15 protein-coding genes are annotated in these 16,688 nt (G+C 53.7%); 6 read left to right on the top strand and 9 right to left on the bottom strand.

Going from position 1 to position 16,688, the window contains the following annotated elements; all coding sequences use genetic code 11:
- Window positions 1–34: 34 nt before the first annotated feature.
- The 4 genes from J2Z70_RS19055 to J2Z70_RS19040 all read right to left on the bottom strand — a co-directional run bounded on the left by J2Z70_RS19055 (window position 35) and on the right by J2Z70_RS19040 (window position 6,034).
- Window positions 35–2,149, bottom strand: coding sequence for a peptidoglycan D,D-transpeptidase FtsI family protein (locus tag J2Z70_RS19055; protein ID WP_209875887.1), 2,115 nt, complete (start codon window positions 2,147–2,149; stop codon window positions 35–37).
- Between the two features lie 33 nt (window positions 2,150–2,182).
- Window positions 2,183–4,249 carry a peptidoglycan D,D-transpeptidase FtsI family protein gene (locus J2Z70_RS19050; protein ID WP_342593031.1) on the bottom strand — a complete coding sequence of 689 codons (2,067 nt, stop codon included), beginning with the start codon at window positions 4,247–4,249 and terminating at the stop codon, window positions 2,183–2,185.
- Window positions 4,250–4,399: 150 nt separating this feature from the next.
- Window positions 4,400–5,539: a transglutaminase domain-containing protein gene (locus J2Z70_RS19045; protein ID WP_209875885.1), complete on the bottom strand. Its 1,140-nt coding sequence runs from the start codon at window positions 5,537–5,539 to the stop codon at window positions 4,400–4,402.
- 51 nt (window positions 5,540–5,590) lie between these two features.
- Window positions 5,591–6,034, bottom strand: coding sequence for a hypothetical protein (locus J2Z70_RS19040; RefSeq protein ID WP_036722049.1), 444 nt, complete (start codon window positions 6,032–6,034; stop codon window positions 5,591–5,593).
- 253 nt (window positions 6,035–6,287) lie between these two features.
- On the opposite strand from J2Z70_RS19040, the gene J2Z70_RS19035 reads away from it, so the two are divergent.
- Together J2Z70_RS19035 and J2Z70_RS19030 are read left to right on the top strand one after the other, a co-directional pair.
- Window positions 6,288–7,466 carry an MFS transporter gene (locus tag J2Z70_RS19035; protein WP_209875883.1) on the top strand — a complete coding sequence of 393 codons (1,179 nt, stop codon included), beginning with the start codon at window positions 6,288–6,290 and terminating at the stop codon, window positions 7,464–7,466.
- A gap of 110 nt (window positions 7,467–7,576) precedes the next feature.
- On the top strand, window positions 7,577–7,936 hold the full coding sequence (locus J2Z70_RS19030; protein WP_036722053.1) for a DNA primase: 360 nt from the start codon (window positions 7,577–7,579) through the stop codon (window positions 7,934–7,936).
- A gap of 107 nt (window positions 7,937–8,043) precedes the next feature.
- On the opposite strand, the gene J2Z70_RS19025 is transcribed toward J2Z70_RS19030, so the two are convergent.
- Window positions 8,044–8,661 carry an SCO family protein gene (locus J2Z70_RS19025; RefSeq protein WP_036722056.1) on the bottom strand — a complete coding sequence of 206 codons (618 nt, stop codon included), beginning with the start codon at window positions 8,659–8,661 and terminating at the stop codon, window positions 8,044–8,046.
- A gap of 31 nt (window positions 8,662–8,692) precedes the next feature.
- On the bottom strand, window positions 8,693–9,625 hold the full coding sequence (gene cyoE, locus J2Z70_RS19020; protein ID WP_036722057.1) for a heme o synthase: 933 nt from the start codon (window positions 9,623–9,625) through the stop codon (window positions 8,693–8,695).
- Window positions 9,626–9,831: 206 nt separating this feature from the next.
- Between cyoE and J2Z70_RS19015 the strand changes: the two genes are divergently transcribed.
- Complete coding sequence (locus J2Z70_RS19015; RefSeq protein ID WP_209875881.1) at window positions 9,832–10,836, top strand: metal-dependent hydrolase; 1,005 nt, start codon at window positions 9,832–9,834, stop codon at window positions 10,834–10,836.
- A 230-nt stretch (window positions 10,837–11,066) separates the two neighbouring features.
- Window positions 11,067–11,258: a hypothetical protein gene (locus J2Z70_RS19010; RefSeq protein WP_036701722.1), complete on the top strand. Its 192-nt coding sequence runs from the start codon at window positions 11,067–11,069 to the stop codon at window positions 11,256–11,258.
- Between the two features lies 1 nt (window position 11,259).
- Here J2Z70_RS19010 and trpS read toward each other — a convergent pair whose 3' ends face one another.
- Complete coding sequence (gene trpS / locus J2Z70_RS19005; RefSeq protein WP_036722062.1) at window positions 11,260–12,249, bottom strand: tryptophan--tRNA ligase; 990 nt, start codon at window positions 12,247–12,249, stop codon at window positions 11,260–11,262.
- A gap of 447 nt (window positions 12,250–12,696) precedes the next feature.
- Here trpS and J2Z70_RS19000 point away from each other — a divergent pair, with 447 nt between their 5' ends.
- Window positions 12,697–13,668: an aldose 1-epimerase gene (locus J2Z70_RS19000; protein WP_209875880.1), complete on the top strand. Its 972-nt coding sequence runs from the start codon at window positions 12,697–12,699 to the stop codon at window positions 13,666–13,668.
- A 102-nt stretch (window positions 13,669–13,770) separates the two neighbouring features.
- A complete protein-coding gene (locus J2Z70_RS18995; RefSeq protein WP_036701727.1) occupies window positions 13,771–14,004 on the top strand; it encodes an alpha/beta-type small acid-soluble spore protein in 234 nt (77 codons plus the stop codon).
- A 114-nt stretch (window positions 14,005–14,118) separates the two neighbouring features.
- Here J2Z70_RS18995 and J2Z70_RS18990 read toward each other — a convergent pair whose 3' ends face one another.
- Both J2Z70_RS18990 and J2Z70_RS18985 read right to left on the bottom strand, forming a co-directional pair.
- Window positions 14,119–14,532, bottom strand: coding sequence for a hypothetical protein (locus J2Z70_RS18990; protein WP_036722066.1), 414 nt, complete (start codon window positions 14,530–14,532; stop codon window positions 14,119–14,121).
- A 353-nt stretch (window positions 14,533–14,885) separates the two neighbouring features.
- The gene (locus J2Z70_RS18985) at window positions 14,886–16,685 is read right to left on the bottom strand and encodes a M3 family oligoendopeptidase (RefSeq protein ID WP_209875877.1); all 1,800 of its coding nucleotides are present in this window, start codon (window positions 16,683–16,685) and stop codon (window positions 14,886–14,888) included.
- Window positions 16,686–16,688: the final 3 nt, after the last annotated feature.

The raw sequence follows: 16,688 nt of genomic DNA, 5'->3' as shown, positions 1-16,688 counted from the left end.
ACGCAGATCCATCTCCTACTCGATTATAATATCATCAGTTTGTTGCAGGAGTATTATCGGCACTGTCACCGGAAGCAGCGCCGTCATTTGAGTTCGCTGTTTTCAGGCTTTTCTTAGGCACACCGTCCAGTCCGTACTCCCAATCATAAGCATCGAAAATTTTACGCGCAACCGGAGCGGCACTGTTGGAGCCGAAGCCGCCTTCCGGAATGACCACAGCCACCGCTAACTTAGGATTATTACGCGGGGCGAAGGCAATAAATACCCCGTTATCGCGTAATTGTCCTTTTCCCAGCTGCTGTGAGGTCCCTGTCTTACGGGCAAAATCATAAGGGAAATCTGCGAATGCGGAGACCTTACTGTTCATGCCCTTTTTAATCTCTCTCCAATAGGACTTGTCAAAGGTCGTCACTTCATCCAGCACCTCGCGCTCAAACTTCTTGACCACCTTGCCCGATGAATCCGTAATCTTGCTGACAAGCTGCGGCTTAATCCGCACCCCTTCATTCGCAAGCGTCGAGGCATACTGGGCTAGCTGCAGCACCGTATAACGGCCCTGCTGTCCGAAGGAGGCATAGACCAGCGCGGCTTGCGCACTGCCCGCTGCCTTAGTATCTGTGTAGTTGATCTGTCCCAGGTATTCATTAGGCAGACCGCTCTGCGTAGATACGCCCAGGCCGAATTCTTTCATATACTTATCCCAGATATTAATGCCCTCACCCTTGTATTTCTCATAGAGCTTCTTGCCGATCATATCCACCATGAACACGTTAGAGGAATCTTCAATTGCCTTAGCCGGTCGCATGGGTCCGTATACGTGCCCGGAGGAATTGCGGACAGAGGATTTATCATCCTTACCGAAATAGGCAATGCCTCTATCTGTGTACGTATAGGAAGTGCTGAAGAAGCCTTCATTCAGACCAATCAGCACCGTCAGAGGCTTAATGGTGGAACCGAGCAGTACAGTGGAGCCGAATCCATGACCGGACAGGCCGGAAGAATACGGGGTGATTGTCCCGTTCTGGTAATTGCCCATGATCTTGTTCCATGTATCTGAATCCAGCTTCTCCGCTGTCCAGACATTGGTATCGTAATCCGGCATACTGGCCATGGCCACGATATTGCCGGTATCGACCTCCATCGCCACGGCGTAGCCTGTCTTGGCGTCAGGATGAGTCTTACCCTGTACAGAGTTGCGGTGCAGCCAATTAATCTGTTCGGTGATGGCCTGCTCCGTCTTAAGCTGAACATTCTTGTCAATCGTCATCCAGATATCATTACCCTTGACAGGCGGCACTACCTCTTCCACCTTCTCGGCCATGTTCTGCGGATTCACCGAGATGACCTGATAGCCGTTCTTGCCGCGCAGCTCCCGCTGGTATTGCAGCTCCAGACCGTCGAAGCCGACGAATTCATCGTCTTTATAATTCAGGCCGGGATCTGCACCGATCTTCTTCATCGCGCTCTGAATATTCTTGTAGATGTTGAGCGTGTTGGAGGATTTGAAGGGCTTGATATAGCCGACCGTCTGCACGGCAACGGTATCCTTGTCGTAATGACGCACGCCTTCTTCTACGATCTCCAGACCGGGGAACTCGCTTTTGTGCTCCATGAAATAGGCGATTTCCTTGGTGGTCAGACCGGATTTGATCTTGCGGGCCATATAGCCCGAATATTTCTTGAAATATAAATCCAGAGAATTAATCACTTCATTAACGGTCAGCTTCTCGCCGTTCGGGTCGCCATATTCGTTAAATTTCGCAACCAGATTATTCGCCAGCGCATACGCATTGGCTCTTGCCTCCGGCTTCAGCGAGCTGATCCCCGTCTCCTTATCCAATGCCTTGGCTGTATATTCCTTCGTAAGCGTAACATACAGCGTTTGAACGGAGGTAGAGTAGGCAATTTGCTCGCCTGCAGCTGCGCGGATGCCTCCGCGGATGGAGGCGAGCGGGACACTTTTGGTATCCCGGCTGGTCTCTACCTCGGTCAGCGTCGGCCCTTCCACAAATTGAATAACTGCGAGACGAATAATAATGACACAAAAAATAACAAACGTGCTGAAGAAAAACACGTTAAGCCGCAGGCCAAGCGAGCTCTTGCTGTCCTTCTCTTCCGGGGGGGAGGCCTGCTTTCGGAAAACACCCACAGTTTTTCACTCCTCTACATCAAAATAAACCGTTTAATCCACCCTTGACTCTGGCACATTCTTCTTAGGGACTCCATCCAGTCCATACTCCTGGTCATAGGCTTCAAAAATCCGGCGGGCTACCGGTGCGGCACTGTTCGCTCCAAAGCCGCCTTCCGGAATAATCACGGCCACCGCAAGCTTAGGATGCTCACGCGGAGCATAAGCAATGAATACCCCGTTGTCTCGGGTGGCCCCGAAGGCTTCCATCTCAGAGGTTCCTGTCTTGCGGGCGAAGTCATACGGGAATCCGTCAAACGCCTTAACCTTAGTATTCATCCCGCGCTTGATCTCCTTCCAGTAAGAAGGGTGAAACGAGATGCTGTCCAGGACTTCCCGTCCAAATTGCTTAACCGTCTTCCCATCGGGATCTGTAATCTTACTGACGAGCTGGGGCTTAATCCGCACACCTTCATTCGCAAGTGTTGCCGTATACTGGGCAAGCTGCAGTGCGGTGTATTTCCCCTTCTGGCCGAAGGAGGCAAGTACCAGCGCTGATTGGGCAGAGCCTGCCTTCTTCGGATCAAGATAATCGGCAACTCCGGCACTTTCACCCGGAAGCCCGCTTTGCGTAGACACCCCAAGGCCGAATGCCTTCATATATTTGTCCCATATGGCAATGCCTTCTCCCGGATACTTCTTGTACAGGGCATTACCGACCCACTCTACCATAAAAGCATTCGAGGATTCCTGAATCGCCTTCGCTGGACTAAGCGGGCCCAGGACATGGCCAGAGGAATTCCTGACCGAGGAGCTGTTATTCTTACCGAAATAACCAATTCCTTTATCCATGTAAGTATCACCGGTAGTGAATAAGCCTTCTTCCAGACCGATCAGGACGCTTAACGGCTTAATCGTGGAACCCAGGAAGATCAATGACTTCAGTCCGTTGCCGGAGATACCGGAGGAAATATCGGTAATCGTCCCGTTCTGATAATAGTCCTCAATTTTGGCCCACTCTTCTGGCGGTAGCCTCTCGGCATTCCAGACATTCGTATCATAGTCCGGCATATTCGCCATTGCCACTACATTGCCTGTATCGACTTCCATCGCAACGGCATAGCCGGTGAGCGCATCCTTATGAAGCTTCCCCTGTACAGGGTTGCGGTGCAGCCAGTTGAGCTGATCCATAATCGCCTGTTCTGTGCTCATCTGCACCTGCTTGTTAATCGTCATCCAGATATCGTTGCCCTTGACGGGCGGGACCAACGCGATAACCTCTTCGGCCATATTCTGGGCATTGACTGAGATCGTCTGATACCCGTTCTTCCCTCTAAGCTCGCGCTGGTATTGCTGTTCAAGACCATAGATGCCGACGAACTCATCTTCCCTGTAACTAAGTCCCGGGTCCGCACCCGTTTGTTTCATGGCGCTGCGGATATTTTTGTATAAATTATATCCTGTTTCTGTAGAACGGAATTGCTTCATATAACCAACCGTTTGGACAGCCACCGTGTCCTTGTCATAATGGCGGATACTCTCCTCCACCACTGACACCCCGGGATAACGCTGCCTGTTCTCCATCAGATGGGCGACTTCCTTCATCGTAAGACCGGCCTTGATCTTGCGCGGTACATACCCCAGTGACTTCTTGTAATCAAGGTCCAGCAGTTGCAGGATATCCTCCTTGAGCAGCTTCTTCGCAGAGGGATCCCCATACTGTTCAAAAACGGATGACAGCCCCGCCACCAGCGCTTTCGTATTCTCCTTGGCTTCAGCGGTGGGTTCATATAAGCCGGTGTTCTTATTCTTGACCTTCGCGGTGTATTCTTGGGTTAACGTAACGAATAGCGACTGAATCGGTGTGGAATGGGCGATGTCTTCCCCGCCCGCCGCGTGAATAGTCCCCCGGATCGCTGCAAGCGGAACATCCTTGGTCTCCCGGCTGGCCTCCACCTCGCTAAGCTCGGGACTCTCTACAAACTGCAGTCCCGCAAGCCGGATCATAATGATCACAAAAATAAAAAAAGTGCCGAAGAAAAACAGATTTATGCGTAAGCTCAGGTAGTTGCGGGTCTCTCCATCACCCGGGCCGGAGCCCGGCTTACCGAACCATCTCACAGCAAGTCCTCTCCTTGTATGGTTTGCAGTACTGCTTATCCGTCAGATCACGGGCAAGAGCTAACGGTACCGTCCTTTGAAAGGACGACACAGCAGTTTCCACTTGCCCGCTGTTATTGTACCATAGATACAAGAGCGTCCGCTTCCTTCTCAGAGGATGTTCTCCTTGATATGCGTGGAGTCGAAATCCCCCGGATTGAACCAGTTACCGCTGCTGGCCCAGGTGGAATCGAGCGGAATCCAGGCTGCGCTGCTGCTGATATAGACCTCATTCCAGGCATGCGGGCCATAACCGCCTTGACCGTCATAGCCCTTGCCGGTGACGACACGCACCTGAAGACCTTGCGAGCGGGCCATCATGGCATAGAGCCGCGCGTAATCAATGCATACCCCAAGCCGCGTATCCATCGTATCCTGCGGGGTCTGCTCGTGCCAGATCCGTCTCTCTTCATAATTCTTCGCCTTGTTATAGTCGTAGGCAATACGCGAGCCTACCCAGTCATAGAGCAGCCTGGCCTTCTCTTCATCGCCGCTTGCTTGTCCGGCAATCTCTGCGGCTGCACCGGCAATATCCGCCGAAATATCATGGTCAATCACCTCATATTTACGACGGAGAATGTCACTCATCTCGGCGGCTACCGCCTTGGTCAGTACCGGAAGCTTGCCTCTGACCTGTTCACCGGCCAGCGGCTCAAATACCGCTTCCGCACTCTGGCTGTAGACCGGTGATGATTGCACATAGCGGCTGAAGCCGCTGTCCGGGTTCAGAGCGACACTGATGAACAGGACAAAGACCAGCACCATGGCCCGGGTAAGCCCTGCGGCGGTGCCAAGCACTGCCCCGACCAGCCGGCTGGCGCCTGTGATCCGCCCCGAACCCCTCCCGGACTGGCGCGGCAGGCGAAACGGCAGCAGCAGGAACAGCAGACCCAGCAGCAGACGAATCAAGGTATAGCACAGCAAGAGCAGCAACAGAAACCGCACTACCGGTGAATTCGCCAGTACAGAGGCACCGGTATAATATAGCTGCTGCCATTGGCTTAGCTTGTCCTCCGGCGGAGTAATGCCGGAAGCCCAGTTCCCGGCAGCAGGCGAGAGGTATACGGCTGCGGGAATCGCCATCACCAGCGAAGCTGCCGCAAGCACTCCTGATCCGAGCATGCCGAACAACCCTCCGGCTGCTCTGCGGAAGCCCCGGCCCCAGCCCTGCAGTGCAGAGAAGAGGACGATCAGCAGCAGAACAATGGAGATGATATTGGCTTCACGAAGACTTTCTATCCAGGTATTCAATGAATCACTCCTCCTTCTGCTGCTGCAGGTAACCCTGAGCCCGCTGCACTATTACTTGCCCGCCTGCTTCCGGGCTTCGTCGATGAAGGTCTTGGTTGTATCCGTAACGCTCCACTTCCCGAGGCTGACTCCGCGGAAGACCACTTCCACCTTGTCCTCTGCAGCGGAGCCCTTCACCTCCAGATTAGGAGTAGTGATGGTGAAGGTGCCGTCACCGCCAGAGGTATAGACCGCCTCCTGCGCTTCTTTGAGCATAACCTCCTGCGCCTCATTCTTCAGCGTGCTGACTGTCCCGTCCGCCACTTTGTTAACGGCATTACCGATCTGATCCATGGTCACCCCGCTATAAATGAATAACCCCACCACAATAACGACGACGATAGCCCATTTCAGCATAGTCTTAACGATGTTAACGACTGCGAACAGCAGGACAAGCGCAATAACAATAACAAGCCAATTCTCTCTGATAAACTGTGACCACACTTCCGGATTCATCAATTTCACAACACCCCAATCGCAAATTTCGCCACTCCGGGACGCTGTCCCGTCAGACATTTCATTAATATTAATTATTATACATGAATGACCCTTATAATTCATGGTTGCCGGAATGCAGAACTGCATACAGGGGCTTGCCAAGAAAATGGTATAAGCCCCCGCTGCCGCACGTAAAGTACAAGTAGGCTGTTCCCTCTGCTGGAATCCGTTCCGTCATCAGCGGCTGGCCGCTAATCTGGAGGTGTTATCCGTGAAAACTGCAATGTGGCTGTACCTCTTCATGTTCCTGGCGTTCTTCGATTTACATGCCCAGTACCCTATCCTGACACCCTTTGCCATGTCCCTGGGAGCGGGCCCGGCCTTCATCGGCTGGATGATGGGGATGTATTCCCTGACCCACCTCCCGGGCAATCTGCTGGCCGGTGTACTTGTAGACCGCAACGGCAGCCGCCGCTATATCGTATTCGCCCTTACTGTAGCAGGTCTGATCCTGCTTCTGCAGGCGCATGCCCAGCTGCCCTGGCATCTACTCCTGCTGCGGGCAGCGAGCGGGTTCGCTCTGGCGTTCCTCTCCCCTGCCTGTATGACCCTCTTGGCCTCGCTCTCGTCTGACCCTGCGACCCAGGGTAAATACATGTCAGGCAACGGAATTATTCACACGCTAGCTTCGGTTGTCTCCCCTGCCGCCGGAGCCTTCATCGTCGCCAAAGCCGGTTACTCCGGCACGTTCAGTACATTGGGGTGGCTCCTGATCTTCACCGGTGTGATGGCCTTCTTCAGTGTGCCGAAGCATAATCCGGCCCTGGCCCTGCCGGGGCCAGTACTCCCGGTGAAGGAGAATCTGCCGTCTGGGGCGGCCGCTACCGGCCAGCCTGCTGTCTCCAGGCGTTACTATCTGCTGCCCTTCTTCGTATCCTGCTCCCAGGGCGTACTGTTCTTCGAGCTTCCGCTGTCACAAGGACAAGACGGAATGGTCTCTACCGGAATTCTGCTCTCCCTGCTCAGCCTTGGAGCGCTGGCGACCCTCTGCCTGTTCTTCCTGAACCGCCTCTCGCCGGGCATCCGGATTGCCGCTGCCTTATTGGGGATGGCTCTCTGCTTCTTCACCCTGGCTGCCTTCCGCAGCATCCCGGCCGGAGTGGTTCTCTTCCTGCTCGGCTCTGCCAAAGGCGTGTTGTTCCCGGCTATGGCCTCCCTCTTCATCAGCCTGGGCGGCGCAGGACGGCTGGGCCGGACCTTCTCACTGCAATCCATCGCCATGTCCCTCGGGGCCTTCGCCGGACCCGTCGCTGCCGGGCAGCTAAGGGAGTACGTGTCCCCGTACTTCATCGCCTTCGTGCTGCTGATGACAGCCCTTATGCTGCTGCCTCCGGGCAGATCCGGCCGTCTCTCTTCCTACGCTCCCGGCTGGAACAGCCCGGCCGCCTGAATGCGACATTTCCCGGGGAATGAATACATATTGTTCCGCCAAGCTGTTAAAAATAGCGCAGCTTAGGTACAATATCGTCATAACAACTAAGATCCGGGGGCTGATTGCATATGTCCATCACCATTATTGTCGAAGGCAAGAACGACCGCAGCAGACTGAGGCGGCTGCTTGAACCAGAGGTCGACATTCTGTGCACCTTCGGTACGCTGAATACCCTGAAGCTGGAATCCCTGCGGAATACCATCCGGGACGGGGAAGTCTACCTGTACATGGACAATGACAGCTCAGGCAAAAAAATCCGTGCAGTCCTGCGTGATGCCTTTCCCGATGCCATTCATATGTATACCCGCAAGGGTTATGCCGGCGTGGAAGGGACTCCGGATGAATATAACATCACCCAGCTGGAGAAGGCCGGACTTGAAGATTTCATTATTTACCCCCAGCCGTATCCGCAGGGTATAGAAGGATAATTCATCGCATGAAGCATATACATTCTTAACCTTTCACCACAAAACGAGGGTGTCCTGTGCAGCAGCTCCACTGCTCCACGGACACCCTCGTTTATTGCGTTCCTGTGCTATTCACGGGCCAGCTTCTTAACCGTTCTGGCCAGGAACTCCGGCGTTACATTCTCCGTATCCCCGGCATCGTACAATCCCCGGAGCCGGTTGTTCTTGTCCACCAGGCCAATAAGGTTCGCGTGGGCGAAATCATCCTTGCTCGTGCCATAGATCAGCACCTTGAAGGACTCCGCTGCCAGCTTGCGTACCTGCTCCTGATCCCCCCGCAGGAAGTACCAGCCGTTATAATCGGCATGGAACTTGTCGGCGAAGGCCTTGATCGCTTCCCTTGTATCATTCTTCGGATCGAAAGATATCGAGACGAATTCAACGTCTTTGCCGAAGCTGCCGTCTTTAACCAATATATCCTGAGTCTCTGACAGCATATAGGTGGTAATCGGACATACATCGGGACAGACCGTGAAGAAGAAATAGACCAGCCTTGCTGTGCCTGCCGTATCCGCCAGACTGATCTGCTTCCCGTCCACATTCTCCAGAGAGAAGTCCTGTACCTGACCGATGACAGGCAGCTTCTTCTCACCGAACCCAAAGGACTGGACTGCCAGATAGCCAGCCATAATTATTGCAATCAGCAGCAGCAGCCAGGTCCACTTGTAGCGCTTCAAGGTCTGCACAGGACGCCCTCCCCCTCTATCCTAAGAATACTTACACGTGAATGGTATTCAGCACCAGGGCAATCAGACTTAACGTCAGATAATTAATGGAGAAGAGGAAGCTTTTCTTCGCCCATACCTCATCATCCTTTGCCTTGAATCCGATTAGAGTTAAGTAGAGCCATGCCACCGACAGTCCCAGTGATACAATCAGATAATATATACCTGCATAATCATAGGCGTACATCAGCACAGGCACCGGTAGCAGCAATGCCACATAAGGAATCATCTGGAATTTGGTGCGGCGCGTCCCCTTCACAACCGGAAGGAGCGGAAATCCTGCTGCTCTGTATTCCTCCTTGCGGCGGATGCCAAGGGCCCAGAAATGGGGCGGCTGCCACAAAAAGAGCATTGCGAACAGCAGCCAGGCGCCGAGATCCACTGTTCCTGTAACAGCCACATAGCCGATGACAGGAGGCATGGCTCCCGAGATCGCACCTACCGAGGTGCTCCAGGTGGAGGTTCTTTTGAGCCAAAGGGTGTACACTACAACATATACGAACATGCCGACTATGCCGAATAATCCGGCTAGTACGCCGCAGAAGGCGAACAGCACGCCCAGCCCGGCAATGCCGAGCCCAATGCCATAGATAAGTACCGTTGTCGGCTTCAGCCTTCCTGTAGGCAGCCCGCGTTCCCGGGTCCGTTCCATCTTCATATCCAAATCGCGGTCAAAATAATTATTGAAGACACAGGCTGAAGCCATGACCAGCATGGTGCCGAGCAAAGTCAAAATCAGACGGCCATACTGTACATCCCAGCCTGATGCCACCCAGTAGCCTGCGAATGCCGCAATCAGATTGGAGCGGATAATGCCGGGCTTCGTAACGGTAATAAAGTCGCGCCAGCTTGCACCTTCCGGTGGAGACTTGGCAGACATTGATGCGGAATCAGAAGAAGCTTGATATCTCAATTGATTGTCCACGTATCGGGTTCCTCCTTCTAGGGAACTTCTTACACTCCGCTATTAACTTTATCATAGCAAACTGGGAAAGACTTTGACAATCATTGACCAAGATGTTCATTAATTCGACAATTACGTGACGATATTTATTTTCCCGTCCTTAAATAACTTAGCTCAATAATGGGTAGTTATTAATAGAGAACTTCCGTACAAAGGAGATCTGACTAATGGATACTGCCACACATTTTGTTATGGGACTTGGACTTGCAGGTCTGTCCTTCGTCGATCCGCTCGTCGCTTCGAATGGAACGCTTGCCGGAGCGGTGATGGTAGCTACTGTACTGGCTTCTCAGGCACCGGATGCCGATACCGCCCTGCGTTTGAAGGATAACGCGGTATACATCCGCAATCACAGGGGGATCACCCATTCCCTGCCTTTCTTACTGCTGTGGCCGGCATTGATCACCGTGGTCATCGGGCCGTTGTTCGGCTTCACGGACCTGAGCACCTTAAGCCATATCGCACTCTGGAGCTTCATCGGCGTTGCCGTCCATGTATTCTCCGATCTGTTCAACACCTACGGGACTCAGGCCGCACGCCCGTTCACCGAGAAATGGATCGCCTGGAACATCATCCATATCTTCGATCCGTTTATCTTCGGCAGCCATGCAGCGGCGATTATTCTCTGGATCAGCGGACTGGTGCCGCCCGCTCCCCTGTTCATCACCTTGTATGTCTGCATCGTCTTGTACTACATCTGGCGGACCCTCGTTCATGCCCGCATTACCCGTAACATCAAGAACAAGGATGTTCACCATAATGCAGGCGACCGTTACTATGTGATCCCAACCATTTCGCCAACGCGGTGGAATCTGGTCAAAGCTAAGCCGGACGGAAGCTACAATGTCGGGCTGCTGAACAGCGGACGGCTGGAATGGTTCAAGCATGCGGTGTGCTCCACTCACCCCGCTGTCGAGCGTTCCAAATCCCATCCGGATATTCAGGCCTTCCTGTACTTCACCTCGTACGCTGTCGCGGAGGTGGAGGAGCTGCCCTCTGGTTATATTGTACGCTGGGGAGATGTCCGTTATTTACACCGTAAGCAATTCCCGTTCGTGGCTGTGCTGGTCATGGACCATGAGTATAAACCGCTGAATACTTATGTCGGCTGGCTGAGCAGCGAGAAGCTGGATGAGCGCTTCGCCGTTGATCCGGGAACCGTCAAGCTGTAGTATGATTTGCAAACGATGATCACCATGGAGAGGGTTGCCCCGGAAGCCAGGAAGGAATTGGCTGCCCAGGGCAACCCTCTTGACGTCCGGGACCGCATAAGGCACAATCAACAACAAAGCGGTTACAGGTCAAAGCCTATACGCTCACTTTACGTGAAATCCCGGCATGCTGCGAGGCACACCGGGATTCACTTGTACATTATTTGAAGCAGAAAGGAAGGCTGGAACATATGGGTAAAGGTCTGTCACTGTGGTTCGCCTGCTCTTCAATTCTACTCCTCACAGCAGCTTCCATCTCGATCAGCTATAACATTTGGCTGGCGCTGCTGCTCGGTGCGCTGTGCGTGCTTAACATCGGCTGGGGCTTCATCGTCAAGGCCAGGCTGAGACGCAAGGCAGAGAGCAACCAGCCTACCCCTTAACTTAACGGGTAGGCAGGAAGCCCATCCGTTCCTTCACGCCCTCCAGGGTACGGGCGGCACTTATACGTGCACTTTCGGCACCCTGAGCCAGAATATCGCTGAGCATCCCTGAGCTGCGGATGTCCTGATATCTTTGCTGGATTGGCTCCAGCAGCGCTACGACCACTTCAGCCAGCTCTTTTTTGAAGCCGCCGTACATTTGGCCTTCATATTTGTCGGCAATCTGCTGCAGGCTCATTCCCGAGCACTCGGCATAGATGCTCATCAGATTGCTGATCTCCGGCTTAGCCGCCGGGTCGAAAATAACCTCACGGCCGGAATCCGTTGTGGCCCGGCTAATCTTTTTGCGGATTACATCAGGCGGGTCCAGGAGTCCGATTCTGCTGCCGGGGTTGGGATCGCTTTTGCTCATCTTCTTGGTGCCGTCATCCAGGGACATGATCCGCGCCCCGACCTCCGGAATGTAAGGCTCAGGGACGGTGAAGAAGTCACCGAACCGGTGATTGAAGCGTCCCGCCAGGTCACGTGTCAGCTCCAGATGCTGCTTCTGGTCTTCGCCTACCGGTACCAGATCCGCATTGTAGACCAGAATGTCGGCGGCCATCAGCGACGGATAGACGAACAGACCTGCGCCTACGGATTCTTTGCCGGCCGACTTATCCTTGAACTGTGTCATCCGTTCCAGCTCACCCATGGCAGTGAGCGTAGTCAGAATCCAGCCCAGCTCGGCATGCTGCGGCACATGGGACTGCATGTAGACATGCGCGATCGATGGATCAATGCCTGCTGCCAGATACAGCGCGGCTACAGATTCCGAATTCTCGCGCAGGGCTGCGGGGTCCTGGGCTACCGTAATGGCATGCAGATCGACCACCATGAAGTAACATTCGTATTCCTTTTGAAGCTTGACGAAATTCTTGATTGCCCCGATATAATTACCGAGTGTGAGTGAACCGCTGGGCTGTATGCCCGACAATACTTTTTTAGCCATCCTCTTATCCTCCATCATCATTATAATTGTCCGCTGGTGCAAGGAACGCAAAAAGGCCCCACATCCGCAAGGGACGTGAGACCGTGGTACCACCCTTATTCGCTGCCTGGAGTCCCCGGAGGGATCTATGCAAACAGCCTTGGCTTCCGTTAACGGGGAAGAGACGGCCGGTCTACTTAGGGCTTCTGCAGCCTGTTCGAGCGCGGCGCTCAAGGGTCCATTCAGTCAGAGGTGCACCACCGGTTCACATCAGCCACCGGCTTTCTGGAGGTACAGTCCATGCTTACTTGTCCCTGTCATCGCATTACTTGTGTTAATTGATGCCTCCATCATAGATCGGCCCGGAGAAGTTGTCAAATCCCTAACCTCCGCCGGATAAATCTGGTATGATAAAGGTATTCGTGTGTATGTAATCCGATTACAGCTTATCAAAGGAGCATATCTCTTATGAAACAGGTGACCAAAGGGCAATGGAACGGTTATGATACGTATATTTTGCATAGCCGGGAACTGGAAGTCACGCTTCTGCCCAGGCTGGGTAATAACGTAATTTCATTATGGGACCGCACCATGGAGCGGCAGATCCTCCGTCAGCCTGAAGAAAGCGACTTGGCATCATATATGCAGAAGCCTTATCACTTCGGCCTTCCGCTTCTTGTGCCGCCTGGCCGCATACGCGGCGGAAGCTTCCTGTTCGACGGCACAAGCTACCAGTTCGACCGGAATGCGGGAGAACATCATATTCACGGGCTGCACCGCGCTCAGGCTTGGTGTGTCAGTGATATTGAGGAGGACGAGTTCGGCTGCGCGGTCACCACTGAGTTCATAACCACAGATGATCCGGAGTGGATCAGACAATTCCCTGAGCCGCTGAAGCTTGAAATGACCTTCCGGCTTCAGGATGACCGGCTGCAGCAGACGCTCAAGGTCACTCATCTCGGCAGCAAGCGTGTTCCTTTTGGCGCAGGGTACCATACCTGGTTCATGCTTGACGGAACGCCGTCCCGCTGGAATGTTACCCTTCCTGCCGGAGCCGTCTGCGAGCTGAGTGAGGATCTCCTGCCTACCGGACAGCTATTGCCGCTCGGAGAGCTTACGAGCCTGCACACCCGGCTGAATCTTCAAGGTGCGGACCTGGATACCGTCCTGCGTATAGCAGAGGGCCAGCCTGCCGAGGCCATGCTGATGCGCGATGATGGATACGGGCTGCGTTACTCAGCCGATACTGACTTCTTCCGCCACTGGATTCTCTATACCAAAGGCGAGGCCGACCAGTTCCTGTGCATTGAACCGCTCACCTGGCTCCCGGATGCGCCTAATCTCCAGCAGGACGCCTCCGCTACCGGGCTGATCACGCTTGAACCCGGACAGACGCTGGTGCTGGGGGGCACCCTGCAGATGATCTACCCGGAACAATAAATTTCATAATAATTACCATCCTATAAAACTTCAACATCCGTGCATGAATTCTCCCTCCCGCGCTCATACTATCTTCACAACGGGCGAAGGAGGTGAGCACACATGGGTCAAGCAGGTCAACAAAGTCGTGGTAGCCGTTCTAACAACCTGGTCGTTCCTCAAGCGAATGCAGCGCTGCAGCAGTTGAAATATGAAGCAGCACAAGAGCTTGGAGTAACTATCCCGGCTGACGGTTATTATGGGAACTATACTTCCCGCGAAACAGGTTCTTTGGGAGGATATATCACCAAACGTCTGGTGCAACTGGCAGAGCAACAACTGTCCGGTCGTTCGTAATCGCTACCTTATCTTTACAAACCGTCTAAGCCGTGAGGCATAGACCGAGCAGCTTCACAGCCCTCCCGCGCTTCTCGTCGAAGCGCAGGGGGGCTTTTCTATATGTATATAGAATCAGCCGAAGGATTGATCCGAGACATCGCCGTGGCTGCTGCGCGGATAGCGGATCATCAGATTCGCCATATTGTAATTGGACTCCAGCGTGGCATCCACCACCACCATCCCCTGGCGTACAGCAAATTCATAGCTGATCTCTCCATGTGTCCACCGTTTCTTATATTTCAGGCTCTCCAGCGCCATGACGCGGAATGAGGATTGCTGGCCTGAAGTCAGCCCCTCCTGCCCGGCTGCGAAGCTTCCGCTGCGTCCGGCGAGCGGATTGTGGCGGACCCCGAACTTGCCGATGATATTATTCCTGATCTGTACAAATACGGTCCCTGAATTCAGTCCTGACAATTCCTCCTGCAGCTCATGAAATACCAGATCCATCTGTCTTGCAAGCGATAATTGTTCCGTCCTCACATGCATTTCCTCCTAAAAGTCTTGTGGGTGATGCAGCCTCATGGCTCTGCCTCACACAACACTTGCTTCGTAAGCAGTTGTTTGAATTTTGTGGGTCTAGCAGCGCTTATATAAGGCTTTAGGCTCATTATAGGGTACTAATTAAACACGCACAACATTATTCAACATAATTGGGTTATAATCCCTATAAATGCGCAAATTATTTAGTATTAATAGCAATATACAAACTTTTGTCGCCATTTATCGACAAATAAACAGCATAAAAAGACCCCTTAACCGGGGTCTTTGCACATTCACACCATATTCAACCGCCATCATTTTACTGTAAAAAAGCAATTCGTCTCATTTTCGACAAATTCTTAGCCGCGTTGTTCCGTCATTTCCAGGAATTCATTAATATCGGCAACGATTAAATCTGCAGCCCCCTGCCAGAAATCCGGCTTGGACAGATCAACGCCCAGATGCTTCGACACCAGATCCTCCAGCGTCATCACTCCGGTATCCTGCAGCAGGCTGTCATATTTACCGGCAAAGGAAGCCCCTTCCTCAAGCGCGAGCCGGTATAGACCGGTGCTGAACATATACCCTACCGTATACGGGAAGTTGTAGAACGGCACATCTGTGATATAGAAATGAAGCTTGGACGCCCAGAAATGAGGATGATATTCGGAAAGAACCCCGCAGAAGGCTTCCTTCTGAGCTTCCTCCATCAGCGCAGATAATTCCTCACTGCTTACCAGACCTGCCTTGCGCTTCTCATAGAAGCGGGTCTCGAACAGGAAGCGGGCATGGATATTCATGAAGAACGCCACACTGTTCTGGATCTTCGCTTCAAGAAGCGCCAGCTTCTCCTCACTGTCCGTCGCAGATTTCACCTGCGCATCCGACACAATGACCTCCGCGAAGGTGGAAGCCGTCTCCGCCACGTTCATCGCATAGTTCTGGTTGAACAGCGGCTGGTCCTCCAGCAGGAAGGAATGATAGGCATGGCCCAGCTCATGTGCAAGTGTGGATACATTGGACGGCGTACCGCTGTAGGTCATGAAGATGCGGGATTCCTTGCTCTCCGGGAAGGAGACGCAGAAGCCCCCCGGACGCTTCGCGGCCCGGTCTTCGACCTCGATCCAATCCTTGTCGAAGGCGCGTTCGGCGAAATCCGCCAGCTTCGGACTGAATTTGCGGAACTGGGTCACGATGTCGGCGGCTGCCTGTTCATAGGGAATTTTGCCGGAGGACTTGCCGACTGGCGCATCCACATCGACCCAGGCGAGTGACTCCAGACCCAGAATCTCCGCCTTGCGCTTCAGATAAGATACCAGGGCAGGCTTACTCTTCGTGATTACATCCCACATGACATCCAGGGTCTCACGGGACATACGGTTGATGCCCAGCGGCTCCTTCAGCACATCCTCCCAGCCGCGGCCCTTGTACAGCTTCAGGCGGAAGCCTGCCAGATGATTCAAGGTATCTGCACAATAGTCGGCCGCCCCGCCCCAGGCTTCTTCCCATTTGCGGAACATCGTACTGCGGACCTCAGGATTCTCATCCGCCAGCTTGTTGAAGGCTTGCCCGGCAGAGAGCAGCTTCTCTTCCCCGTCTTCTTCACAAGGAATCTGGATCTGTCCGACAATCGTCTCATAATGCTCGCTCCAGCCATGATAGCCGTCAACTGCAAGCTCAAGTGCCAGGCTCTCCAGCTCCGGGCTCATCTTCTCACGGGCCAGATTCCGGCTCTCACTGAGCACGAAATTCAGCGGGGCAATCTCCGGCCGGGCCATCCACTCGGCCCATACCGCGTCAGAGGTCTGCCGGAGCACGTTATCGAAGGCAGAGCTGATGCCCTCATAACCGGCGCGCAGCCCCGTTACCTTGGAGGACAGTCTCACCGCCCCTTTGTCGAGCTGATTCTGCGCACCCAGACAACCGGCGAATTCCGAGGCCTGTGTAAGGCGTCCGGCACAGCTCTGCAGCAGCTCAATGACCTGGTCCAGCCCCTTCGTTGAAGCCGCGTCAGCCGGTGCGGCAGCGGCAGCCACCTGTGCGCGCAGGCGCTCAATATCGGATTCGAGCTGGCTCAGGAAGCTCTCAAACTGCGGGGAGGCCGAGCCTCCCGGAAAAATCGATTCCAGCTCCCATGTCAGTGATAACGGTTGTTTCATATA

The organism is Paenibacillus silagei (assembly GCF_017874735.1).
In the GTDB taxonomy this organism is placed as follows: domain Bacteria; phylum Bacillota; class Bacilli; order Paenibacillales; family Paenibacillaceae; genus Paenibacillus_AQ; species Paenibacillus_AQ silagei.
This window is presented reverse-complemented; position numbering and strand designations above follow the sequence as displayed.

Bases quoted from the DNA above. Each gene is read 5' to 3' on its own strand.
- J2Z70_RS19040 (WP_036722049.1), bottom strand. From the start codon at position 6,034: ATGAATCCGGAAGTGTGGTCACAGTTTATCAGAGAGAATTGGCTTGTT.
- J2Z70_RS19030 (WP_036722053.1), top strand. From the start codon at position 7,577: ATGTCCATCACCATTATTGTCGAAGGCAAGAACGACCGCAGCAGACTG.
- J2Z70_RS19015 (WP_209875881.1), top strand. From the start codon at position 9,832: ATGGATACTGCCACACATTTTGTTATGGGACTTGGACTTGCAGGTCTG.
- J2Z70_RS19010 (WP_036701722.1), top strand. From the start codon at position 11,067: ATGGGTAAAGGTCTGTCACTGTGGTTCGCCTGCTCTTCAATTCTACTC.
- trpS (WP_036722062.1), bottom strand. From the start codon at position 12,249: ATGGCTAAAAAAGTATTGTCGGGCATACAGCCCAGCGGTTCACTCACA.
- J2Z70_RS19000 (WP_209875880.1), top strand. From the start codon at position 12,697: ATGAAACAGGTGACCAAAGGGCAATGGAACGGTTATGATACGTATATT.
- J2Z70_RS18995 (WP_036701727.1), top strand. From the start codon at position 13,771: ATGGGTCAAGCAGGTCAACAAAGTCGTGGTAGCCGTTCTAACAACCTG.
- J2Z70_RS18990 (WP_036722066.1), bottom strand. From the start codon at position 14,532: ATGCATGTGAGGACGGAACAATTATCGCTTGCAAGACAGATGGATCTG.
- J2Z70_RS18985 (WP_209875877.1), bottom strand. From the start codon at position 16,685: ATGAAACAACCGTTATCACTGACATGGGAGCTGGAATCGATTTTTCCG.